The following is a 21933-nucleotide window of genomic DNA, read 5'->3' on the forward strand; positions in this document are numbered from 1 at the left end:
GGCGACTACGCTCGTGCCATGGACCCCGGTTCCGGCGCCCCCGCCGTGGCGCGCTCGGTCGGTCTCGTGCTCGGACTCGGCCTCTCCGTGGCGGCGGTGACGCCCTCCCTGCTGCCGCGGCCGCCCGTCTTCCAGGGCTTTCTCGCCGGGGTCGGCTTCACGCTCGGCTACGGCCTGGGGGTCCTGCTCGCGGGGCTCGTGCTCCGGGCTGTCGCCGCCCGCCGCACCGGCGGACCCCCGCCGGCCCGGGACTCCGGGCGCGACTCCCGCCGGACCGCCGTGCGGGAGTGGGCGGTGGCCGCCGTCCTCGTGGTCCTGGGCTCGCTGGCCCTGTCCGCCCTGGTGGTCGAGTGGCAGAACGACGTCCGCGCGAACGTGGACATGCCCCCTCGGGCCGCCGCCGGGCTGGGCCCGTTCCTGCTGTCCTGGGCACTGACCTCCGCGGCGGGACTGGGGCTCCTGGGCGCGCTGGGCGCCGTGCGGCGGCGCGCCCGCGACCTCGCCCGCCGCCGCGGCGCCGGTGCCGGTGCGGCCTCGGCCGTCGCCCTGGCCGCCGCGGGCACAGCCGTCCTCCTGGCCGTCCTGGTCATGGTGCTCGGCGTGCTGGCCGCGGCGGACCGGGTCTACGCGGCACGGGACGCGACGACCCCCGAGGGCGTCGTCGAGCCCGGCTCCCGGTGGCGCTCGGCGGGCGAGGACTCGCCGGTGCGCTGGGAGGCGCTCGGCATGCAGGGCCGCGCCTTCGTCGGCGGCGGGCCCACCCCGGCGCAGATCGAGGAGGTGACGGGCCGTCCCGCGGCGGAGCCGGTGCGGATCTACGTGGGGCTGGACCAGGCCGCGACGGCCGAGGAGCGCGCCGCCCTGGCCGTGGACGAGCTGCGCCGCACCGGCGGCTTCGAGCGGGAGGTGCTGGTGGTCGCCGCGCCCACCGGGTCGGGCTGGCTCGAGCGCCAGTCCGTGGACACCGTGGAGTACCTCAACGCGGGACGCACGGCGATCGTGGCGACGCAGTACTCCTACCAGCCCAGCTGGGTCTCCTTCCTCTTCGCCCCGGAGCTGCCCCGCGCGTCGAGCCGGGCGCTGTTCGACGCCGTGCACGCCGAGTGGGCGCGGATGCCGGCGGGGGACCGCCCCCGGCTGGTGGTGTACGGGCTGAGCCTCGGCGCCTCCGGGATGCAGTCCGTGTTCGCCGACGTCCCGGAGATGACCCGCCGCACGGACGGCGCCGTGTTCACCGGCCCGCCGAACAACGCCCAGCCCTGGCGGAGCCTGCAGGAGGGACGCGACCCGGGCAGCCCCGTGTGGCAGCCGGTCCTGGACCAGGGCCGGACCGTGCGCTGGCTCTCCGTCCCCGGGGACTTCGACGCCGTGCCCGGGCCGTGGGAGCGCCCGCGGATCGCCTACCTCCAGCACGCCACGGACCCCATCACCTGGCTGGACCCCGCCGTGATCTGGCAGCGGCCGGAGTGGCTGGCGGGATCGCAGGCCGAGGGCGGGCGCGCCGCCGACGTGAGCGACGCGATGGTGTGGATCCCGCTCCTGACCTACCTCCAGCTGGCCGTGGACATGGTCCTGGGCGAGGCCGTCCCGGCCGGCCACGGGCACAACTACGGGGACGTCGCCGTGGACGCGTGGGCCGCCGTCCTGCCGGACCACGGTCTGGACGGGCCGGCCCTGGACCGCGTCCGGGAGGTCATCGCCGCCTACCCCTACGAGGACGCCGGGGCGGACTGAGGCCGGCGTCCGGGCGGGCCGCGGTCGTCCCGGCCGGTGGCCGCCGGGTCCCGGGCCGGCCCGGTGCTACCGTCCCGTCAGCTCCGCCCGGGCGAGGTCCAGGGCCCGGGCCAGGCGCTGCACGCCCACCTCAGTGCGCTCCGGACTCGTGGAGGCGAAGCACAGCCGGAAGGCCTCCTGGAACCGGCCCGAGGGGGACAGGGCGGGACCGGGGATGAAGGCGACCCCCTCGGCGAGGGCGATCTCGAACAGCCGGGGGGTGGCCACGGCCGCGTCGTCGCCCTGCAGGGTCACCCACAGGAAGAAGCCGCCCTCGGGGTCGGTCGTGACCACCCGGGAGCCCAGGTGACGGGCGATCGAGGCGTCCATGGCCTGCTTGCGCCGCCGGTACTCCGTGCGCAGGCCGGCCAGGTGGTCGTCGTAGCCGCCCTGGCGCACGAACCGCTCCACGATGTGCTGACCGGGGACGTTCGTGCAGGTGTCCATGGCCTGCTTGCCGGCGATCAGCAGCCTCCGCAGCCGCGGGTCGGCGTCCACCCACCCCACGCGCAGCCCCGGGGCGAGGACCTTGGAGAAGGTCCGCACCGAGAACACGAGCGGGTCGTCCGGGCTGATCTCCCGGAACCCGGGGACGTCCTCGCCGGCGAAGCGCAGGCCCCCGTACGGGTCGTCGTCGATGATCACGGAGCCCCACCGGTGGGCGAGGTCCAGGAGGCGCCGCCGGCGCGGCTCGCTCAGCGTGGTGCCGGAGGGGTTCTGGAAGTTCGGGATCGTGTAGACCGCCCGCGGGGTGCGCCCCGTCTCGGCGACCAGCGTCTCGAGCGCGTCCACGTCCATGCCGTCCTCGTCGACGGGGACCTCGAGCAGGTCCGCGCCGTAGCTGAGGGCGGTGCCGGAGCCGTTCGTGTAGGTGGGGGACTCGACCACCACGAGGTCGCCCGGGTCCACGAAGAGCTTGAACGCGAGGTCGAGGCCCTGCATGCCGCCGGAGGTGATGACGAGCCGTTCGGGCCGGGTCGGCTCCGGGGTCGTGGAGTGGTGGGCCACGACGGTCTCGAGCAGACCGGGCTCGCCCTCCGTGGCCCCGTACGTGAACGAGCCGGCGCCGAGGACCTCGGCGGCGATCCGCCGGAACTGCTCCGTGGGGATCACCTCGGCGGCCGGGGCGCCCATCGCGAAGCGGACGATGTCGTGGGTCTGGGCAGCGAGCAGGGACGTCGAGGAGTCGATGACCGACCCCACTAGCCCGTCCGCCCGGCGGGCCAGGGGCAGCAGACCCCGGGCGGGGTCGCCGCCCACCCCCGCGGTGGGGGTGGTGCGCAGGCCGGCCACGGTGGTGAGGGAGGCGGCGGTGGTGGTCATGGGATCACTTCCTGATGAGGGCTCGGGGGAAGGAGGTCAGGGCCTCCGTCCCGGTGGCGGTGATGCGGATCGACTCGGAGACCTCGTAGCCGTACCCGGTCATCCACATGCCGCAGATGAGGTGGAACGTCATGTTCTCGGCGAGCACGCTCTCGTCCTCCGAGCGGATGCTGATGGTGCGCTCGCCCCAGTCGGGGGGATAGCCGATGCCCACGGAGTAGCCGAGCCGGCTGGGTTTCTCGAGCCCGAACTCCGCGAGCGCCCAGTTCCAGGTGCTCGCGAGCTCGCGCACCGGGACGCCCGCGGCGGTGACGTCCAGCACGGCCTCGAGCCCCGTGGCCACGGCCTCCTCGAGCAGGCCCAGCTCGGCCGTGGGCGGGCCGAGCATCACCGTGCGGGCCAGCGGCACGTGGTAGCGCCGGTGCACCCCGGCGAGCTCCACCACCACGGCGTCGCCCTCCCGCAGCACCCGGTCCGACCACGTGAGGTGCGGGGTGTCGGCGGAGGCCCCGGTGGGCAGCATCGGGACCATGGCCGGGAAGTCCCCCCACGCGTCGTCGACCCCCTCGACCTGGGCCCTGGCGATCTGCGCCGCGACGAGGTGCTGCGGGACCCCGGGCTCGATCGTGTCGATCGCGGCCTGCATCGCGGCCGTCGTGACGCGGGCGGCCGTGCGCAGGTACTGGATCTCCGCCGGGGACTTCACGGCACGCACCCAGCTCACGAGGTCGAAGGCGTCCACCAGGGTCCACTCCGGGAGAGCGTTGACGAGCGAGCGGTAGCCCTTGGGGGAGAAGAAGTGGGAGTCCATCTCCAGGCCCACGCACCCCCGGGCGGCCGGGGCGACCTGGCCGCGGCGGCGCAGGGCGAAGGCCACCCAGTCGAAGGGGTGCAGGTGCGGGCGGTGCACGTAGCGCTCGGGGTAGCCGACGATCTGCCCGGGGTCGAGCCGGGCCGTGCGGAACGCGCCGTTGGCGTCCATCTCCCGCAGGAACAGCAGCAGCTCGCCCTCCGCCGGCACGAACAGCAGCTGCGGGGTGTAGAAGGACCAGGCGTCGTAGCCCGTCAGGTAGAACAGGTTCGCGGGGTCGGTCACCACCAGCGCGCCCAGGCCCTGCTCCGCCATCCGCTCCCGCACCGCGCGCAGCCGGGCGGCGTACTCCGCGTCGGGGAACAGCGCGGGGCGGACGTCCGGATCGGCCACGGTGTCATCGGCCACGGGGCACCGCCGTGTACTTCGTCTCGAGGAACTCCTCGATCCCCGTGCGGCCGCCCTCGCGCCCGAGGCCCGAGGCCTTGACCCCGCCGAAGGGCGCCGCCGGGTTGGAGACCAGCCCCGTGTTGATCCCGACCATGCCGACCTCGAGGGCCTCGCTGACGCGGAAGCTGCGGTCCACGTCGCGGGTGAAGAGGTACCCCACGAGCCCCCACGGGGTGTCGTTGGCCCACCCGAGCACCTGCTCCTCGGAGTCGAACGCCACCACGGGTGCCACCGGCCCGAAGATCTCCTGGGACATGAGCGCGGCCTCGGGGCTGACCCCGGACAGCACGGTGGGGGCGTAGAACCAGCCCCGGCCCCCGGCCCGGCGTCCCCCGCACAGCACGGACGCCCCCCGGGCCAGGGCGTCGTCCACGAGCTCCTCCACCTTGGCCAGGGCCTTCTCCTCGACGAGGGGGCCCACCTGGGTGCCCTCGGCCACGCCGTGGCCCACGGTGAGGGAGCCCATGCGCTCCGCGAGGCGTGCGGAGAACTCCCCGGCCACGGAGCGGTGGACGAACAGGCGGTTGGCCGCCGTGCAGGCCTCGCCCATGTTGCGCATCTTCGCGGTCATCGCGGCCTCGACCGCCACGTCGAGGTCGGCGTCCTCGAACACGATGAAGGGGGCGTTTCCGCCCAGCTCCATGGACGAGCGCATGACGTGCTGGGCCGCCTGCTCGAGCAGCCGCACCCCCACCTCGGTGGAGCCGGTGAAGGAGATCTTGCGGGCGATCCCCGAGGACATCCAGGGACCGACCACCGACGAGGCCCTCGAGGTGCACACGACGTTGAGCACCCCCGCCGGCAGCCCGGCCTCCACCAGGACGTCCACGAGGGCCAGGGAGGACAGCGGCGTGAGGTTCGCGGGCTTGAAGACCATCGTGCAGCCGGCCGCGACGGCCGGGCCGATCTTGCGGGTGCCCATGGCCAGCGGGAAGTTCCACGGGGTGACCAGCACGCAGGGCCCCACCGGCTCCTTGGAGACCAGGATCCGGGTCCTCCCGTCGCCCGAGAGGGTCATGTCCCCGCCGATCCGCACGGCCTCCTCGGAGAACCAGCGGAAGAACTCGGCGGCGTAGGCGACCTCCCCGCGGGCCTCGGCGAGGGGCTTGCCCATCTCCGTGGACATCACCAGCGCGAGCTCGTCCCGGCGGGCCATGATCAGGTCGTGGGAGCGGCGCAGGATCTCCCCGCGCTCGCGGGGCGCGGTCCGCGCCCAGTCCTTCTGGGCCCGCCCCGCGGCCTCGATCGCCCGGGCGGCGTCCTCCGGGCCGCCGTCCGCCACCGTGGCGACGACCTCCTCGGTGGCCGGGTCCACCACGTCGAAGCGGCGCCCGGAGGCGGCCTCGGCCCACTCGCCGTCGACGAAGACCCCGGTGCTGACCCCGGCGACGGCCTCCCGGGACCGGCGCAGGACGTCCCCGGAGGCGGTGACGGGAGCGGGGGCGGCGGAGTCGGTCACGGGGTGTCCTTCCGGTCGGGATCGGCGCCGGGTGCGGGGCGGGGTCCGAGGCGGGATCCGGTGCGTCCGGGCGCGGTGCGGGACGGGGCGGGGCTCATGCGGTCGCCGCCGCCCCGGCGAGGACCTCGGCCAGGGCGGCCTCGAAGCGCTCGAGGCCCGTGCGGACCTCCTGCTCGGAGACCACCAGCGCGGGGATCAGCCGGACCACGTTGCCGGCCGGCCCGCAGGTCAGGGTGAGCAGCCCGTGGCCGGTGGTGGCCTGCTGCACCGCGAGCGCGGCGGCGGCGTCCGGGGAGCCGTCCTCCTGCGCGAACTCGACGCCCTGCATCAGCCCGCGGCCGCGGACGTCGCTGATCCCGGGGTAGCGCTGCTGCAGGGGCCGCAGCCCCGCCTGCAGCTGGTCCCCGCGGACCCGCGCGTTCTCCACCAGTCCCTCGTCGCGGACCACGTCCAGGGTGGCGCAGGCCGCCGCGGCGGCCACGGCGTTGCCGCCGTAGGTCCCGCCCTGCGAGCCGGGCCAGCCCCGCTCCATCAGCGCGGTCGGCGCCGCGATCGCCGAGATCGGGAAGCCCGAGGCGAGGCCCTTCGCGGTGATCAGCACGTCCGGGACCACGTCCGCGAACTGGTGGCCCCAGAACCTCCCGGTCCGCCCCACCCCGGCCTGCACCTCGTCCAGCACCAGCAGGATCCCGTGCCGGTCCGCCCGCTCCCGCAGCCCCTCGAGGAAGGCCGGCGGGGTGGGCAGGTAGCCGCCGTCGCCGAGCACGGGCTCGATGAGGAGGGCCGCGGTGTCCTCGGGCGCCGTCCGGGTCACCAGGAGGTAGTCCAGCTCCCGCAGGGCGAAGTCGACCGCCGTCCGCTCGTCCCACCCGTAGCGGTGGGCGTAGGGGAACGGGGCCATGTGCACCCCGCCCATGAGCGGGGAGAAGCCGGCGGAGAACCGGGTGCCGGCGGTGGTGAGCGTCGCCGCGGCCACCGTGCGGCCGTGGAAGCCGCCCTGGAAGACCACCACGTTGGGCCGGCCCGTGGCCATCCGCGCCAGCCGCACCGCGGCCTCGACCGCCTCGGAGCCGGAGTTGGCGTAGAACACGGAGTCCAGGCCCGGCGGCAGGACCTCGCCCAGCTTCTCGGTGAGCTCGAGCAGCGGGGGGTGCAGCACGGTCGTGTACTGGGCGTGGATGACCCGGCCGACCTGCTCGCGGGCCGCCTCGACCACCCGGGGGTGGCAGTGGCCCGTGCTGGTCACCCCGATCCCGGTGGTGAAGTCCAGGTACTCGCGCCCGTCCGTGCCGGAGATCCAGCAGCCCCGGGCGGAGTCGACGACGACCGGGGTCGCCTGCTTCAGGAGCGGACTCAGTGAGGTCATGGCTCATCATGGGAACAGCCCGTGCAGATTGTCAACAATCGGACCGCCCCCGTAGGGTGGCCCCATGAGCACCGTGCGCGAGCCGCCCCGTGTCGTCGTGCTGACCGCCGAGGGCACGCCACCGCCCGGCAACGAGGACGCCCTCCGAGCCCTCGCCGACGTCACGGTGGTGACGCGCGAGGGCCTCGCCGACGCCCTCGCGGGGACCGGCGGGCGGCGCCCGGCCGAGGTGCTGCTGCTGTGGGACTTCTTCTCGGACGCGCTCGCCGGCGCGTGGGACGCCGCGACGGGGCTGCGCTGGGTGCACGTCGCGGCCGCCGGCGTGGACGCCGTGCTGTTCCCGGCGCTGCGCTCCTCGGAGGTGCTGCTGACCAACGCGCACGGCGTCTTCGACCGGCCCATCGCCGAGTTCGTCCTCGCCGCGGTCCTGGCCCACGACAAGCAGCTGCACCGGAGCGCGCGGCTGCAGCGCGAGCACCGGTGGGTGCACCGCGAGCTGCGGCGCACCCGGGGCTCCACGGCCCTCGTCGTGGGCACCGGGGGGATCGGCCGCGCCACCGCCCGCCTGCTGCGGGCGGTGGGGATGGAGGTCCGCGGCGCCGGGCGCACGGCGCGGGCGGAGGACCCGGACTTCGGGACCGTCGTCCCCGCCGCCGAGCTGGCCGAGCACGCCGGGTGGGCGGACCACGTGGTGCTCGCTGCCCCGCTGACCGGGCGGACGCACGGGATCGTGGGCCCCCGGGTGCTCGCGGCGATGTCCCCGCACGCCCACCTCGTGAACGTGGGCCGGGGCGCGCTGGTGGACGAGGACGCGCTGCTGGAGGCCCTTCGGGCGGGGCGTCCGGCCGCCGCGACCCTGGACGTCTTCGACACGGAGCCCCTTCCGCGGGACCACCCCTTCTGGGCGATGGACAATGTGCACGTGTCCGCGCACATGTGCGGGGACGTGGAGGGGTGGCGGGACGAGCTCGCCGCCCAGTTCGAGGACAACCTCCGGCGCTGGACGGCCGGGGAGCGGCTGGTCGACCAGGTGGACAAGGACGCCGGCTACGTCCGCTCCCGGTGAGGGGGCGGCGGGACCGCCGGCGACGGCGCCGCGGGTCCCGTGCCGGCGGGCCACGACGAGAGGAGAGCACGGACCATGCGCGTAGCAGTTCCCAGAGAGATCAAGCCGGCCGAGCGGCGGGTGGGTCTCGTGCCCGCCGGGGTGACCCAGCTCGTGCGGGACGGCCACGAGGTGCTCGTGGAGACCGGCGCGGGGGAGGGCTCCGGGTTCGACGACGACGCCTACACCGCCGCGGGGGCCGAGGTGGTCGACCGGTCCACCGTGTGGGAGCGGGCGGAGCTGCTGGTCAAGGTGAAGGAGCCGGTGGCCGAGGAGTACGGCTTCCTGCGCCCCGACCTCACGCTCTTCGCGTACCTGCACCTGGCCGCCGACCGCCCGCTCACCGAGGCGCTGCTGGAGGCGGGCACCACCGCCGTCGCCTTCGAGACCGTGCGCGCCGGCCGGACCCTGCCCCTGCTCCAGCCGATGTCCGAGATCGCGGGCCGGCTCGCCGCGCAGTCCGCCGCCCACCACCTGCAGTCCAACGCCGGCGGCCCCGGGCTCCTGATGGGCGGGGTCCCCGGCGTCGCCGCGGCCAAGGTCGTGGTGGTCGGCGGCGGGGTCGTGGGCACGCAGGCCGCCCTGATGGCCTCGGGGCTGATGGCCGACGTCACGGTGCTCGACGCCAACGGCGTGCGGATCCGCGAGCTCACCGACCTGCTCGGGCACCGGGCCCGCGTGCTGATGAGCGACGAGCACGTGCTCGAGGAGGAGATCTCCGGGGCGGACGTGGTGATCGGGGCGGTGCTCGTCCCGGGGGCGGCGGCCCCCAAGCTCGTGCGCCGCGAGCACCTCGCGGTGCTGCACGACCACGCCCTGCTCGTGGACGTCGCCATCGACCAGGGCGGGTGCTTCGAGACCTCCCACCCGACCACCTACGACGACCCGACGTTCGAGGTGGACGGCATCACCCACTACTGCGTGGCGAACATGCCCGGCGCCGTGCCGCGCACCGCGACCCGGGCCCTCGCCAACGCCACCACGCCCTATCTGCGGCGCCTGGCCCGCGGCCCGGAGCAGGCCCTGGCCGCCGATCCGGAGTTCGCGGCCGGGCTCAACACGGCCGCCGGCAGGATCCGGCACGCCGGGGTGGCGGAGGCCTTCGCGGACCTGCCCGCGCAGCTGGACTGAGTCCCGGCGGACGTCCCGCCGGGGCTCAGTCCGGCGCCGGGCCGTCCGCCGTGAGCAGGCGGAGCAGCCGCTCCAGCTCGACCCGGTCCTCCGGGGCCAGCCGTGAGAAGTACTCCTCGGACTCCCGGCGCCGGTCCTCCCGGACCCGCTCGCGCAGGCCGGTGCCCCGGGGCGTCAGCGCCACGAGCGTGGCCCGCCGGTCGGACGGGTCCGGGACCCGTTCCACGAGCCCCTTCTGCTCGAGCAGGTCCACCACCTCCGTGGCGGACCGCGGGGCGATGCGCAGGGCCTCGGCGAGGTCCTTCACCCGCAGGCTGGCGGACCCGCCGCCGTGGCGGCAGGTCCCGGCCGGGCCGTGCCGGTGCCCCGGCCCGCCGGCGCACCCGGCGAGGGCGTCGAGCGCCCGGAACTGGTGCGGGGTCAGTCCGAAGGGGGCCAGCTGCTCGGCCCACCGGCGGCGCAGCCGGCGGAAGACGGCGTGCAGCAGGTCCCCCAGGCGGGCCGGATCGGGAGCGTCGTAGGGCATGGCGTCATCCTATCCCCGTTGCGGGCTACCTCATAGAGAGGTAACCTCCTTGATAGTTCCCGAGGAGGATCCCATGGCGACGACCCATCACCCCGCGCGCGTCCGCACCCCGGCGCACGACGGCGGAGGCACCCCGGCCGACAGCCCGGGCGTCCTGCCCGGTGCCGGTCCCGGAGGCGGCGGGGGCGGAGGTCGGCCTGCGCGCCAGAACCCCGCGGACCGGACGCAGCTCGCCCGGCACCCCGTCAGCCCGCGCCGGATCGCGGCGCTGTTCGCCCCGCACCGGGGCACGATCGCGCTCGTCGTCGTGCTCATCACCGCGTCCTCGGTCGTCAATCTCGCCCAGCCGTTCCTGGTCCGCGGCGTGATCGACGACGCCCTGCCGAGCGGCGACACCCGCCTGCTGGTGCTGCTGACTGCCTCGATGGTCGGGGTCGCGGCGCTCACCTCCGTGATCGGCGTGGTCCAGACCTGGATGGCCACCGCCATGGGCCAGCAGGTGATGCACGCGCTGCGCGTGCAGCTCTTCACCCACCTGCAGGCCCAGTCGCTGGGGTTCTTCACCCGGACCCGGGGCGGGGAGGTGCAGTCGCGGCTCACGCACGACATCGCGGGGATGCAGTCCGTGGTCACCAGCTCCGCCACGGGCGTGGCGTCCAACCTCACCACCGCCGTGGCGACGGCCGTGGCCATGGTGGCGCTGTCCCCGGCGATGAGCCTCGTCTCCCTGGTGGTGCTGCCACCGGCGATCTGGCTCTCCCGCCGCGTGGCCCTGATCCGCCGGGACGTCACCGACGAGCGTCAGCGGGAGCTCGCCGCGCTCCACACCCAGGTGGAGGAGGGGCTGTCCGTCTCGGGGGTCCGGCTGGCCAAGACCCTGGGCACCACCGCGCGGGACGCGGAGCGCTTCACCGAGCGCTCCGACCGGCTCGTGGGCCTGGAGCTGCGCAGCCAGCTGGCCGGGCGCTGGCGGATGGCCACCATGCAGATCGTCTTCGCCGCCATCCCCGCGGTGATCTACCTGGCCGCCGGGTTCCCGGCCACCAGCGGCGGCATGACCATCGGCACCCTCGTGGCGTTCACCGCCCTGCAGGGGACCATCTTCCGGCCCGTCATGGGTCTGCTGAACATCGGCGTGCAGTGGGTGTCCGCGCTGGCCTTCTTCAGCAGGATCTTCGAGTACCTCGACCTCGAGCCGCAGATCGTCCCGCCCGCCGCGCCCGTCCGGCTGGACCCTGCCGCCGTGCGCGGCGAGGTCCGGTTCGAGGGCGTGCGCTACGCCTACGACGACGGGGCCGACGTCCTGCACGAGCTCGACCTGGTGCTGCCGGCGGGCACCACCACGGCGGTGGTCGGGCCCACCGGCTCGGGCAAGAGCACCCTCGGCTCCCTGCTGCCGCGGCTCAACGACGTCGCCCACGGCAGGGTGACGATCGACGGCGTCGACGTGCGGGAGATCGATCCGGCGGACCTCGCCCGGATCGTGGGCGTCGTCTCCCAGGAGACCTACCTGGTGCACGCCACGGTGCGCGCGAACCTCCTGCTGGCCGATCCGGACGCCTCCGACGCCGAGCTGTGGCGCGCCCTGGGCACCGCGCGCATCGCCGACACCGTCGCCGGGCTGCCGGAGGGCCTGGACACCGTGGTCGGCGCGCGCGGCCACCGCTTCTCCGGCGGGGAGCAGCAGCGCCTGGCCATCGCCCGGACCGTGCTGCGCAACCCGCCCGTGCTGGTCCTCGACGAGGCCACCAGCGCGCTGGACAACACCACCGAGGCGCAGGTCCAGGAGGCCCTCGACCGGCTGGCCGCCGGCCGCACGACCCTGACCATCGCGCACCGGCTCTCCACGGTCGAGAACGCCGACCAGGTCGTGGTGCTCGAGGGCGGCCGCATCGTCGAGCGGGGCGCGCCGCAGGAGCTGCGCGCGGCCGGCGGCCCGTTCGCCCTGCTGGCCGCCCGGACCGCCCGTGACGACGACGCCGGCCGGCGCGCGGCCGCCGCCCGTGACGCCGCCTCGTGACCCGCGGGAGCCCGCGTGACCACGAACATCCGTGGTCACGCGGGCTCCCGCGGGTCGGCCGGCGCGCTCGGGGTCAGCCGCGCGTGCCGTGCTGGACGATCAGCGGCCGGCCGGCGGGCTGCGCCACCCGCTCGCGCGCCGTCCGGGCCGCGGCCACGAGGTGCTCCAGCGACGCCCTCGTCTCCTCGTAGCCGCGGGTCTTCAGGCCGCAGTCCGGGTTGACCCACAGGGTCCGCGCCGGGACGTGCTCGAGGGCCCGCTCGAGCAGCTGCTCGATCTCCTCCTGGGAGGGCACGCGCGGGGAGTGGATGTCCCACACGCCCGGCCCGATGCCCCGGGAGAAGCCGGCGGCCTCGAGGTCGGTCAGCACCTCCATCCGGGACCGGGCCGCCTCGATGCTCGTGACGTCGGCGTCCAGGCCGTCGATCGCCCCCACCACCTCGCCGAACTCCGAGTAGCACAGGTGGGTGTGGATCTGGGTCTCGTCCCGCACCCCCGAGGTGGCCAGGCGGAACGCGTCCACCGACCAGCCGAGGTAGGCGGGCTGGTCCGCGCGGCGCAGCGGCAGCAGCTCCCGCAGCGCCGGCTCGTCCACCTGGATGATCCCGATCCCGGCGGCCTCGAGGTCCGCGACCTCGTCCCGCAGCGCGAGCGCCACCTGGTTCGCCGTCTCGCCGAGCGGCTGGTCGTCGCGCACGAAGGACCACGCGAGGATCGTCACCGGGCCCGTCAGCATGCCCTTGACCGGCTTGTCGGTGAGGGACTGGGCGTGGCCGATCCACGGCACCGTGAACGCCTCGCCGCGCAGGCCCTGACCCTCCCGGCTGACGTCGCCCCACAGGATCGACGGGCGGGTGCAGCGGGAGCCGTAGGACTGGACCCAGCCGTGGACGGTGGTCGCGAAGCCGTCGAGGTGCTCGGCGAAGTACTGGACCATGTCGTTGCGCTCCGGCTCGCCGTGCACCAGCACGTCCAGGCCCAGCTCCTCCTGCAGCCGCACGACCCGCTCGATCTCCTCCCGCAGGAAGGCGTCGTACTGCGCGTCCGTCAGGGCTCCGGCGCGGTGCCGGGCGCGGGCAGCGCGGACCTCCGCGGTCTGGGGGAAGGAGCCGATCGTGGTGGTGGGCAGCGGGGGCAGGGGCCCGGACGCCGTGAAGGACAGGCCCTCCTGGGCGCTCCGGCGGACCTCCGCGGCCGACCGTCCGATGTCCGCGGCGGTCAGCGACCCGGCGCGCTCGCGCACGGCCGCGTCCCGGACCCCCGCGGCGTCCTGCCGGGTGCGGCGGGCCTCGGCCGCCTCGGCCAGCTCCGGCGCGACCGCCTCCGTCCCGGCGGCGAGACCGCGGGCCAGGGTGACGATCTCGCCGACCTTCTGGTCGGCGAAGGCGAGCCAGCTCCGCAGCTGCGGGTCCAGCCGGGTCTCCTCGGCCACGTCGTGCGGGACGTGGAACAGGGACGTGGAGGAGGCCACGGACACCTGGGCGCCCCCGCGGGCCAGCTCCGCGAGCTGGTCGAGCCGGCCGGCGAGGTCGGCCCGCCACACGTTGTGCCCGTCCACGGCGCCGGCCACGAGCACGGCGGAGTCCTCGCCCCGGAAGAACTCCAGCTCCTCGGCGGTGGGGGCGGCGCCCTTGACGAGGTCGAGGTGCACGGCCTCCACGCCGGAGCAGGCCAGCGGGTGCAGCAGCGGTCCGGGGGAGCCGTAGGACGTGGTGACGAACAGCTGCGGGCGCCCGGTCACGGCGGTCAGGCCCGTGTAGGCGTCCCACACGGACGCGGCGAGCTGCTCGGCGGGGACGTCCTGGTCCGCCACGAGGGCCGGCTCCTCCAGCTGCACCCAGTCCGCGCCGGCGGCGGCGAGCTCCTGGAGCAGCCGCGCGTACACGGGCAGCAGCTCGGGGAGCCGCTGCAGCGGGTCGAAGCCCGCGGGGGCGTCGTCGTCGGCCTTGGCGAGGAGGAGGAAGGACACGGGGCCCACGAGGACCGGGCGGACGGTGAAGCCGTGCGCGGCGGCGCGGCGGACGTCGGCCACGAGCCGGTCGGCGGTGGCGCGGAACGGGGTTTCCGGGCCGATCTCGGGCACGAGGTAGTGGTAGTTGGTGTCGAACCACTTGGTCAGCTCGAGCGGAGCGCGCCCGGCGTCGCCGCGGGCCAGCACGAAGCTCGCGTCGAGGCCGAGCCGGCCCTCGGCGTCGGCGAGGTCGGCGAAGCGGGTCGGCACCGCCCCGAGGGCCACGGTGGTGTCCAGGACCTGGTCGTAGAGGGGGAACGCCGCGGGCAGGGACGAGTCCCGGGCGCCGAGGCCCAGCTCCACGAGCCGGCGGTGGGTCGCCAGCTGCAGGTCGGCGGCCGCCGACTCCAGCTCCTCGCGGGTCGAGCGCCCGGCCCAGTAGGCCTCCAGGGCCTTCTTCAGCTCGCGGCGGCGGCCGATCCGGGGGTAGCCGGTGATGGTGGCGGCGGGGAACGGGACAGTGGTCATGGTGGTCTCCTGAAGAGGTGTCGAGGGGTCGTGCGGAACGGTGGGTCGGTGCGTGCTCAGGCGGGGAGCAGGAGGTCGTCGAGCGCGACGGGCACGTGCGGGACGCGCGGGAGGTCCACGTGCTCCAGCAGGTCGAGCGCGGCCCGGTGCTCGTTGAAGGTGTAGAGGTGCAGCCCGGGGGCGCCGGCGTCCAGGGCGGCGCGGGCCAGCCGCGCCGCGAAGGCCACGCCGGCGCGGTGCCGCTCGGCAGGACCGGGCGCGTCCTCCAGCGCGGCGGCCAGGCCCGGGTGGGGCGCCAGGCCCGCCAGCCGGCACAGCGTCCGGAGCCGCCGCGGGTCGGTGACCGGCATGATCCCCGGGACGATCGGGATCGTCACCCCGGCCGCCCGCGCCGCCGCGACCAGGCGCTCGTAGCGCTGCGGGCGGAAGTAGACCTGCGTGATCGCGAAGTCCGCCCCGGAGCGCTGCTTGGCCAGCAGCACCTCGACGTCGTGCCGGAACGAGGGCGACTCCGGGTGCCGGGTCGGGTAGGCGGCCACGCCCACGGCGAGCCGGCCGGCCGCCAGGGCCGCGGTGTGGCGCTGCTCGACCTCGCGCACGAGCTCCACGAGCTCGCCGGCGTGCCGCAGCTCGCCCGGCTCGGCACCGGGGTCGAGGTCGCCGCGCAGGGCCAGGACGCCCCGGACGCCGCGGCGAACCAGGGCGGCCACGGTCTGCTCCAGCTCGGCCCGGGTGCTGCCGACGCACGTCAGGTGGGCCAGGGGCCGCAGGCTCGTGCGCGCCAGGAGGTGGTCGAGCAGGGCGAGCGAGCTGTCCCGGCGCTGCTCGTCCCCGCTGTACGTCACCGAGACGTGGTCGGGACGGGTGGGCTCGAGCTCCTCGATGGTCCGCAGCAGCGTGTCGGCGCTCGCCGCGCTGCGCGGCGGATAGAGCTCGTAGGACAGGGACGGCGGCGCCGGCCGGGCGGTCGGGCGTGGTGTCACGTTCTTCCTCCAAGGGTCACCCCGAGGGAGGGCAGCAGCCGTCCCGGAGTGGACCCGGGAGGCTGCGACAGCTCCATCGGTCCTGGCGGGAGCACCGTTCCGCGCACCCGGTGGCGGGGGCGCGGATGGTTGCTGCGGCGTCGACGAGCCAGGTCTCTCGGCCGCTCTGGATAGATGCAGGACCCATTCCAGCGGGTGCCCCGCCGCGCTGCCAAGTGCGGGCGCCCAGAAGACGCCGGTGCGCCGACTGTGACGACCGCGGCGTCACAGGACGCAACACGGACGCGCGACGACGCACCGGCGGTGAGGCCCGAGAGGAGCGCAGGTCCGGGTCCGTCACGATCCGGTCTCGGGTCTTGCCGGGCCCGGGCGGGCGGCCTAGTCTTTGACAACCAACAGGTTGATCAAGGAATCAGTTGACAAACACCGTGGACCCCGGCGACGACGAGCTCGACAGGGCCTTCCTGGCCCTGGCCGACCCGGTCCGCCGCCGCATCGTCGCCCGGCTCAGCCGCGGACCGGCCACGGTCACCGAACTGGCGGAACCCTTCGCGATCTCCCTCCAGGCGGTCTCGAAGCACATCCAGGTCCTCGAGCAGGCGCAGCTCGTCACGCGCACCCGTGACGCCCAGCGCCGGCCCGTCCACCTGGACCCCGCACGGCTCGAGGCGCTCACCGCGTGGATCGACCGGTACCGGCTGGTCCGGGAGGAGCAGTTCCGCCGCCTCGACGCCGTGCTCGACACCCGAGCCGCGGACCGCGGCGAGCACACCCAGGACTGAACCATGGGACACGCACTGCACCTGACCGTCCCCGACGGCCTGCCCTTCATCGACTTCGAGCGCGAGTTCGACCACCCCGTGGCCGACGTCTTCCGCGCCCACGCCGACCCCGAGCTGTTCCGGCAGTGGATCGGGCCGCGCGGGCTGCGGACCCGGATCGACGGCTTCGAGTTCCGCCCCGGCGGCGCCTACCGGTTCGTCCAGCGCGGCGAGGACAGCGCCGAGGAGTACGCCTTCCGCGGCGTCTTCCACACGGTGCGCGAGAACGAGCTCGTGGTCCAGACCTTCGAGTACGAGGGCTGGCCCGACGCCGTGGACCTGGAGTACCTGCACTTCGAGGACCTGGGCGACGGCCGGTGCCGGCTGCGCGGGCACACCGTCCACGCGTCCCAGGAGGCCCGCGACGGGATGGTCGGATCCGGCATGGAGAAGGGGATGGCCGAGGGCTACGAGCGGCTCGAGGAGCTGCTGGGCGGGCCGACCGCGCAGGGCGGGGCCTGACCGCCGGGCGGACGCTCGGGGTGCTCCGGCCGCCGGCCGAGGGTGCGCGAGGCCAGTGCGATGAGCAGCACCAGCCCGGCCGTGAGCAGGAGCTGGCCCCGCACGGCGTCGTCGAGCAGCCCGAGCAGGACGATCCCGGCGAGGAGCGCCAGCGCCAGGTACGACAGCCACGGGAAGGCCCACATCCGCAGGGGCAGCTCGGTGCCGTCCCGGTCCGCGCGGCGGCGCAGGACGATCTGCGAGACCAGCGCGAGCCCCCAGACGACCAGGCAGGTCGCGCCCACGGTGTTGAGCATCCACAGCAGCACGGTCTCGGGCCACAGGTAGTTGAGCACCACGGCGGCGAAGCCGAAGAGCACGGAGACGACCACCGCGCTCCGGGGGACCCCGCGGTCGGAGACGTCGGCGAAGGCCCGCGGCGCCGAGCCGCGGCGGGCCAGCGACCAGAGCATCCGGGACGCGCCGTAGATGTTCGCGTTGAGGGCCGAGAGCAGCGCCAGGATGATGACCACGGCCATCAGCACGTCCGCGCCGGGCACCCCGGCGGTCTCCAGCACGGCCACGAACGGGCTGACCGAGAGCTGCTCGTCGTTCCACGGCAGCACCAGGACCATGACGGTCACGGCGCCCACGTAGAAGACGAGGATCCGGACCAGGATGGTGCGCACGGCGCGGGCCACGTTGCGCTGCGGGTCCTCGGTCTCCGCGGCGGCGATGGTCACGAGCTCCGTGCCGCCGAACGCGAAGACCACCACGAGCAGCGCGGCGGCCACCCCGGTGGGGCCGTGGGGCAGGAAGCCGCCGTGGGCGGTGAGGTTCGCGAGCCCCGGGGAGGGCTCCTCGGTCAGGCCCAGGAGCACGGCGACCCCGACCGCGAGGAAGGCCAGCACCGCGAGCACCTTCATCAGCGCGAACCAGAACTCGGTCTCCCCGAGCGTGCGCACCCGCACCAGGTTGATCGCCGTGAACACCACCATGAACAGCAGCGCCAGCACCCACTGCTCGGCCACCGGCCACAGCTCCGTGAGCAGCTGGGCCGCGGCCGTGGCCTCCGCCGCGACCACCACCACGATCTGCGCCCACCACAGCCAGCCGAGGGTGCGTCCCACGGTGCGGCCCATGGCCTTCTCGGCGTAGGTCGAGAACGCGCCGGGGGACGGGTCCGCGGCGGCCATCTCGCCCAGCGCCCGCATCACGAGCACGAGCAGCACGCACGCCACCAGGAAGGACAGCAGCACCGCCGGCCCGGCGGTGCGGATCGCGGCGCCCGTGCCGATGAACAGGCCGGTGCCGATCGCGCTGCCCAGGGCCATCATCACGAGGTGCCGGGCCTTGAGGTGGGTGCCCGGGGCGGCCGCGGGCGCGGAGGACGGGGACCCGGCCGGGGTCCACGTGGAAGGGGAACTCATGAGCATCGAGGGTATCGGACCGCGGCGGCCGCCGGACGGGGCGGCGGATGCCGGTCCCGGGTCACGGCCCGCTAGACTTGCACGGTACGAGCCCCTGGGTCTTCTCCTGCCGGCGTCGCGCCGTCCCCGGCGCGCGGGTGGGAGCGGGCCGACGCAGGGGCGTTGTCGTGCCCGGCCGGTGCGAGCCTCCGCCGGGGCCCGCGGGAGAAGTCCCGTTCCATCCAGGCAGGAGAGTCGTTCAATGCCAGCAATCGTGATCGTCGGCGCCCAGTGGGGCGACGAGGGCAAGGGCAAGGCCACCGACCTGCTGGGAGGCCGCGTGGACTACGTGGTCAAGCCCAACGGCGGCAACAACGCGGGGCACACCGTGGTGGTGGGCGGCGACAAGTTCGAGCTCAAGCTCCTGCCGGCGGGCATCCTGAGCCCCAACGCCGTCCCCGTGATCGGCAACGGCGTCGTCGTCAATCCCCAGGCCCTCTTCGAGGAGATCGACGGCCTCGAGGCGCGCGGGGCGGACACCTCCCGGCTGCGCGTCTCCGCGAACGCCCACCTCGTGGCCCCGTACCACCAGACGATGGACCAGGTCTCGGAGCGCTTCCTCGGCAAGCGGGCGATCGGCACCACGGGCCGCGGCATCGGGCCCGCCTACATGGACAAGGTCGGCCGGCTCGGCATCCGCGTCCAGGACGTCCTGGACGAGTCGATCCTGCGGCAGAAGATCGAGGGCGCGCTGCGGCAGAAGAACGAGCTGCTCGTGAAGCTCTACAACCGCCGGGACATCGACGTCGAGGAGGTCGTGCAGTACTTCCTGGGCTACGCCGACCGGCTCGCCCCGATGATCGTGGACTCGACCTACCTGCTCAACCAGGCGCTCGACGAGGACAAGGTGGTGCTCATGGAGGGCGGCCAGGCGACCTTCCTCGACGTCGACCACGGCACCTACCCGTTCGTGACGTCCTCCAACCCCACCGCGGGCGGCGCGTCCGTGGGCTCGGGCATCGGGCCGACCCGCATCACCCGGGCGATCGGCATCATCAAGGCCTACACCACCCGCGTGGGCGCCGGGCCGTTCCCCACCGAGCTCTTCGACGAGATGGGCGAGCAGCTGCGCACCACCGGCGGCGAGTTCGGCGTCAACACGGGCCGTCCCCGCCGCACCGGCTGGTACGACGCCGTGATGGCCCGCCACGCCTCCCGGATCAACGGCTTCACCGACTACTTCCTCACCAAGCTCGACGTCCTCACGGGCATCGAGCAGATCCCGGTGTGCGTGGCCTACGACGTCGACGGTGCCCGGCACGACGAGATGCCGATGACCCAGACCGAGTTCCACCACGCGAAGCCGATCTTCGAGCACTTCGCCGGGTGGGAGGAGAACATCACCGGCTGCCGCACCCTGGAGGACCTGCCGGCGAACGCCCGGGCCTACGTCGAGGCGCTCGAGTCGATGAGCGGCACCCGGATGTCCGCGATCGGCGTGGGCCCGGACCGCGACGACACCATCGTGGTGCGCGACCTCATCAACTGATCCCGTCCCCGAGGTCGCATGTGCCGGCGACGGGCGCGCCGCCGGTCGCCGGCACGTGCGATCTCGCGCCCCGCGGGGATTCCCCGGGAGGGGTCAGACGAGGACCAGGACCACCCAGATGCCGAGGGCGCCGAGGGCGAGCATCGCGGCCGAGGTCGCCAGCACGGCGCCGACCTCCGGCTCGGTGCCCTCCTCGACGATGCCGCGGGCGCTGCGGACGTAGCGGGGGCGCTGCGTGACGTAGATCGCCGCCGCCGTGAGGACCGCCAGGCCGAACAGCACCAGCACGAACGGCCCGTGGTGCGGCAGCCAGCGCAGGAAGATCGCCGAGACCACCACGAAGGACATCAGGGTCCGGCCCCAGGCCATCGTGGTGCGCTCCGGCTGCAGCCCGGGGTCCCCGTGCGGCGGCCGCGGGGGGTCCGGGGGCCCCGGAGGGCGGCGGAGCTGCGGGCGGGGCATGTCAGCCCTGCAGGACGACGACGACGAGCACTCCCGCCGCGATCGCCCCGCCCACCGCGAGCACCGGTGCGATCAGGGGCAGGGGCAGCGGGACCTGGCGCCGCATGCTCCGCTCCACCCCGATCCAGCGGAACGTGGCGCCCGCGCTGAGGAGCATGCTCAGCACCAGCAGCACGATCGCGAGGAACTTCCGCACGCCGTCGTCGAACAGGTCCGCGGTGAACGCCTCGATGGCGATCCCGCCGGCCAGGAACGCGAGCGCGGTCCGGATCCAGGCGAGGAACGTGCGCTCGTTGGCCAGCGTGAACCGGGGGTCGGGGGCGGTCCCGCCGCCGAGCACGCGCTCGGACAACCGGCGTCGCCCCGGGGTCTCGGACTGCTCGCCCATCGCCTGCCCTTCGCTCGCACGGTCGTGTCGGCCCCATCCTGCCACGGGCCGTGCCGCGAACTGTTCCACGGGCGGGGGCACAGGCCGGTCGCGGATGCACCGGTCGCGGATACAGTGGGAGCTCCAGCCGCGACCCGCCGAGGAGGACACCCGTGAAGATCGCCGTCGGACAGTTCGCACCCACCGCCGACACGGCCGAGAACCTGCGGACCATGCGCCGGCTCGCCGAGCAGGCCGTGACCGGCGGGGCGCAGCTGGTGGTGTTCCCGGAGGAGGCCATGTTCTCCGAGCGGCTCCTCGGGGAGGACTTCGAGGAGCTGGTCCTGCGCGGCTGGTCCGGGTTCGTCCAGCAGCTGTCCTTCCTGGCCGCGCAGACCGGTGTCGCCGTGATCGCGGGCGGCTACGAGGGCTCCGCCGACGGGCGCCCCTACAACACGCTCGTGGCCGTGGACGCGCAGGGCGCGATCCTCGGCACGTACCGCAAGCTCCACCTCTACGACGCCTTCAGCCACCGGGAGTCCGACCGGATCCGGCCGGGGGACAAGGGCGTCACGGTGGTGCGGATCGGGGAGCTCGCGGTCGGCATGATCACCTGCTACGACCTGCGCTTCCCCGAGATCTGCCGCGCCGTGGTCGACGCCGGGGCGGAGCTGCTCACCGTGCCCGCGGCCTGGTTCGCCGGCGAGCACAAGGTGGACCACTGGCAGGCGCTGCTCAAGGCCCGCGCGATCGAGAACACCGTCTGGGTCGCGGCCGCGGACACCTGCTCCGAGCACACGGTGGGCCGCTCCGCGGTGCTCGACCCGCTCGGCGTGGTGGTCGCCGAGGCCGGGGAGGACGAGACGGTGCTGACCGCCGACGTCACGCGCGAGCGCATCGCCGAGGTGCGCGAGACCGTGCCCGTGCTCGCGAACCGCCGGTTCGGCCCGGCGGAGCTGCTGCCCTCCGACGAGGGCTGAGACGGCCGCCGCCCCGACCGACCGCACCGACCGACGGCCCTGACAGACCGCACCGACGACCCCTGGAGGATCCCGTGGACGACGACCGCTCCGATGCCCCGCTGCGCCCGGACGGCCCCGGCGGCTCCGGGCACGCCGGCGGCGGCCCTACGACCCCGGGTGGCCCGACGACCCCGTGGGGCCCGCCCCCGCCGTGGCAGGCGGAGCGCTTCGCCGTGGGCCGCAGCCACGCCGACACCGCGCTGATCCTCGGCATCCTGAGCGTGGTGGTGCTGCCCCTGCTGGGTCCCTTCGCGATCTGGCAGGCGCGCGAGGCCGAGAAGCTCGGCACCCCCGCCGTTCCCGGGCGGGTGCTCGGCTGGGTCGGCACCGTCCTGCTCGGCGTCCTGGTGCTGTTCCTCGTCCTGTGGCTGGTCGCCGTCGTGTTCCTGATCAGCTCCGGCGGCAGCGTCTGAGCCGGGGGCCGGGACGGATCCCG

General features: G+C 74.7%; 19 protein-coding genes and 1 riboswitch. Of the genes, 9 read left to right on the forward strand and 10 right to left on the reverse strand.

Features of this window, described 5'->3' with window-relative positions:
• The first annotated feature begins 18 nt into the window (after positions 1-18).
• Positions 19-1734: an alpha/beta-hydrolase family protein gene (locus AC6CH6_RS13935; RefSeq protein ID WP_498255574.1), complete on the forward strand. Its 1716-nt coding sequence runs from the start codon at positions 19-21 to the stop codon at positions 1732-1734.
• Between the two features lie 66 nt (positions 1735-1800).
• Here the strand turns inward: AC6CH6_RS13935 and AC6CH6_RS13940 are convergent, their stop codons facing one another.
• From AC6CH6_RS13940 to AC6CH6_RS13955, 4 genes are all read right to left on the reverse strand, one after another.
• Positions 1801-3096 (reverse strand): aminotransferase-like domain-containing protein, encoded by a 1296-nt coding sequence (locus AC6CH6_RS13940; protein ID WP_498255575.1) that lies wholly within the window; start codon positions 3094-3096, stop codon positions 1801-1803.
• A 4-nt stretch (positions 3097-3100) separates the two neighbouring features.
• Complete coding sequence (locus AC6CH6_RS13945) at positions 3101-4315, reverse strand: M24 family metallopeptidase (RefSeq protein WP_498255576.1); 1215 nt, start codon at positions 4313-4315, stop codon at positions 3101-3103.
• Positions 4305-5768, reverse strand: coding sequence for an NAD-dependent succinate-semialdehyde dehydrogenase (locus tag AC6CH6_RS13950; protein ID WP_498255594.1), 1464 nt, complete (start codon positions 5766-5768; stop codon positions 4305-4307). Before AC6CH6_RS13950 ends, AC6CH6_RS13945 begins: the two co-directional genes overlap by 11 nt.
• A gap of 142 nt (positions 5769-5910) precedes the next feature.
• A complete protein-coding gene (locus AC6CH6_RS13955) occupies positions 5911-7182 on the reverse strand; it encodes an aspartate aminotransferase family protein (protein ID WP_498255577.1) in 1272 nt (423 codons plus the stop codon).
• A 64-nt stretch (positions 7183-7246) separates the two neighbouring features.
• Between AC6CH6_RS13955 and AC6CH6_RS13960 the strand changes: the two genes are divergently transcribed.
• Together AC6CH6_RS13960 and ald are read left to right on the forward strand one after the other, a co-directional pair.
• Complete coding sequence (locus tag AC6CH6_RS13960; protein ID WP_498255578.1) at positions 7247-8248, forward strand: D-2-hydroxyacid dehydrogenase; 1002 nt, start codon at positions 7247-7249, stop codon at positions 8246-8248.
• Positions 8249-8323: 75 nt separating this feature from the next.
• Entirely contained in the window at positions 8324-9418 is a 1095-nt protein-coding gene (gene ald / locus AC6CH6_RS13965; RefSeq protein WP_133408969.1) for an alanine dehydrogenase, read from the forward strand.
• Between the two features lie 25 nt (positions 9419-9443).
• Here the strand turns inward: ald and AC6CH6_RS13970 are convergent, their stop codons facing one another.
• Complete coding sequence (locus AC6CH6_RS13970; RefSeq protein WP_035925585.1) at positions 9444-9944, reverse strand: MarR family winged helix-turn-helix transcriptional regulator; 501 nt, start codon at positions 9942-9944, stop codon at positions 9444-9446.
• 73 nt (positions 9945-10017) lie between these two features.
• On the opposite strand from AC6CH6_RS13970, the gene AC6CH6_RS13975 reads away from it, so the two are divergent.
• Positions 10018-11964, forward strand: a complete 1947-nt coding sequence (locus tag AC6CH6_RS13975) for an ABC transporter ATP-binding protein (RefSeq protein ID WP_498255579.1) — start codon at positions 10018-10020, stop codon at positions 11962-11964.
• Positions 11965-12037: 73 nt separating this feature from the next.
• Here AC6CH6_RS13975 and metE read toward each other — a convergent pair whose 3' ends face one another.
• Complete coding sequence (metE, locus tag AC6CH6_RS13980) at positions 12038-14443, reverse strand: 5-methyltetrahydropteroyltriglutamate--homocysteine S-methyltransferase (protein WP_498255580.1); 2406 nt, start codon at positions 14441-14443, stop codon at positions 12038-12040.
• Positions 14444-14499: 56 nt separating this feature from the next.
• Complete coding sequence (locus tag AC6CH6_RS13985) at positions 14500-15426, reverse strand: methylenetetrahydrofolate reductase (protein ID WP_133408972.1); 927 nt, start codon at positions 15424-15426, stop codon at positions 14500-14502.
• 70 nt (positions 15427-15496) lie between these two features.
• Positions 15497-15603: riboswitch (SAM riboswitch) on the reverse strand.
• Between the two features lie 251 nt (positions 15604-15854).
• On the opposite strand from AC6CH6_RS13985, the gene AC6CH6_RS13990 reads away from it, so the two are divergent.
• Positions 15855-16208, forward strand: coding sequence for an ArsR/SmtB family transcription factor (locus AC6CH6_RS13990; RefSeq protein ID WP_017833076.1), 354 nt, complete (start codon positions 15855-15857; stop codon positions 16206-16208).
• A 3-nt stretch (positions 16209-16211) separates the two neighbouring features.
• Positions 16212-16709 (forward strand): SRPBCC family protein, encoded by a 498-nt coding sequence (locus tag AC6CH6_RS13995; protein ID WP_498255581.1) that lies wholly within the window; start codon positions 16212-16214, stop codon positions 16707-16709.
• Here the strand turns inward: AC6CH6_RS13995 and AC6CH6_RS14000 are convergent.
• On the reverse strand, positions 16655-18124 hold the full coding sequence (locus tag AC6CH6_RS14000; RefSeq protein WP_498255582.1) for an amino acid permease: 1470 nt from the start codon (positions 18122-18124) through the stop codon (positions 16655-16657). The genes AC6CH6_RS13995 and AC6CH6_RS14000 overlap by 55 nt on opposite strands.
• A gap of 235 nt (positions 18125-18359) precedes the next feature.
• Here AC6CH6_RS14000 and AC6CH6_RS14005 point away from each other — a divergent pair, with 235 nt between their 5' ends.
• Entirely contained in the window at positions 18360-19646 is a 1287-nt protein-coding gene (locus tag AC6CH6_RS14005; protein WP_498255583.1) for an adenylosuccinate synthase, read from the forward strand.
• 93 nt (positions 19647-19739) lie between these two features.
• Here the strand turns inward: AC6CH6_RS14005 and AC6CH6_RS14010 are convergent, their stop codons facing one another.
• Together AC6CH6_RS14010 and AC6CH6_RS14015 are read right to left on the reverse strand one after the other, a co-directional pair.
• Entirely contained in the window at positions 19740-20108 is a 369-nt protein-coding gene (locus AC6CH6_RS14010) for a DUF202 domain-containing protein (protein ID WP_035927992.1), read from the reverse strand.
• A 1-nt stretch (position 20109) separates the two neighbouring features.
• Entirely contained in the window at positions 20110-20496 is a 387-nt protein-coding gene (locus AC6CH6_RS14015) for a YidH family protein (protein WP_133408975.1), read from the reverse strand.
• A 152-nt stretch (positions 20497-20648) separates the two neighbouring features.
• Here AC6CH6_RS14015 and AC6CH6_RS14020 point away from each other — a divergent pair, with 152 nt between their 5' ends.
• Both AC6CH6_RS14020 and AC6CH6_RS14025 read left to right on the forward strand, forming a co-directional pair.
• A complete protein-coding gene (locus tag AC6CH6_RS14020) occupies positions 20649-21455 on the forward strand; it encodes a carbon-nitrogen hydrolase family protein (RefSeq protein WP_498255584.1) in 807 nt (268 codons plus the stop codon).
• Between the two features lie 74 nt (positions 21456-21529).
• Complete coding sequence (locus tag AC6CH6_RS14025; protein ID WP_498255585.1) at positions 21530-21910, forward strand: DUF4190 domain-containing protein; 381 nt, start codon at positions 21530-21532, stop codon at positions 21908-21910.
• Positions 21911-21933 lie beyond the last annotated feature (23 nt).

The sequence above is a fragment of the Kocuria sp. GQ42 genome, assembly GCF_059758435.1.

Bases quoted from the DNA above. Each gene is read 5' to 3' on its own strand.
- AC6CH6_RS13955 (WP_498255577.1), bottom strand. From the start codon at position 7,182: ATGACCTCACTGAGTCCGCTCCTGAAGCAGGCGACCCCGGTCGTCGTC.
- AC6CH6_RS13995 (WP_498255581.1), top strand. From the start codon at position 16,212: ATGGGACACGCACTGCACCTGACCGTCCCCGACGGCCTGCCCTTCATC.
- AC6CH6_RS14005 (WP_498255583.1), top strand. From the start codon at position 18,360: ATGCCAGCAATCGTGATCGTCGGCGCCCAGTGGGGCGACGAGGGCAAG.
- AC6CH6_RS13975 (WP_498255579.1), top strand. From the start codon at position 10,018: ATGGCGACGACCCATCACCCCGCGCGCGTCCGCACCCCGGCGCACGAC.
- AC6CH6_RS13970 (WP_035925585.1), bottom strand. From the start codon at position 9,944: ATGCCCTACGACGCTCCCGATCCGGCCCGCCTGGGGGACCTGCTGCAC.
- AC6CH6_RS14015 (WP_133408975.1), bottom strand. From the start codon at position 20,496: ATGGGCGAGCAGTCCGAGACCCCGGGGCGACGCCGGTTGTCCGAGCGC.
- AC6CH6_RS13935 (WP_498255574.1), top strand. From the start codon at position 19: ATGGACCCCGGTTCCGGCGCCCCCGCCGTGGCGCGCTCGGTCGGTCTC.
- AC6CH6_RS13960 (WP_498255578.1), top strand. From the start codon at position 7,247: ATGAGCACCGTGCGCGAGCCGCCCCGTGTCGTCGTGCTGACCGCCGAG.
- ald (WP_133408969.1), top strand. From the start codon at position 8,324: ATGCGCGTAGCAGTTCCCAGAGAGATCAAGCCGGCCGAGCGGCGGGTG.
- AC6CH6_RS14010 (WP_035927992.1), bottom strand. From the start codon at position 20,108: ATGCCCCGCCCGCAGCTCCGCCGCCCTCCGGGGCCCCCGGACCCCCCG.
- metE (WP_498255580.1), bottom strand. From the start codon at position 14,443: ATGACCACTGTCCCGTTCCCCGCCGCCACCATCACCGGCTACCCCCGG.
- AC6CH6_RS13940 (WP_498255575.1), bottom strand. From the start codon at position 3,096: ATGACCACCACCGCCGCCTCCCTCACCACCGTGGCCGGCCTGCGCACC.
- AC6CH6_RS14000 (WP_498255582.1), bottom strand. From the start codon at position 18,124: ATGCTCATGAGTTCCCCTTCCACGTGGACCCCGGCCGGGTCCCCGTCC.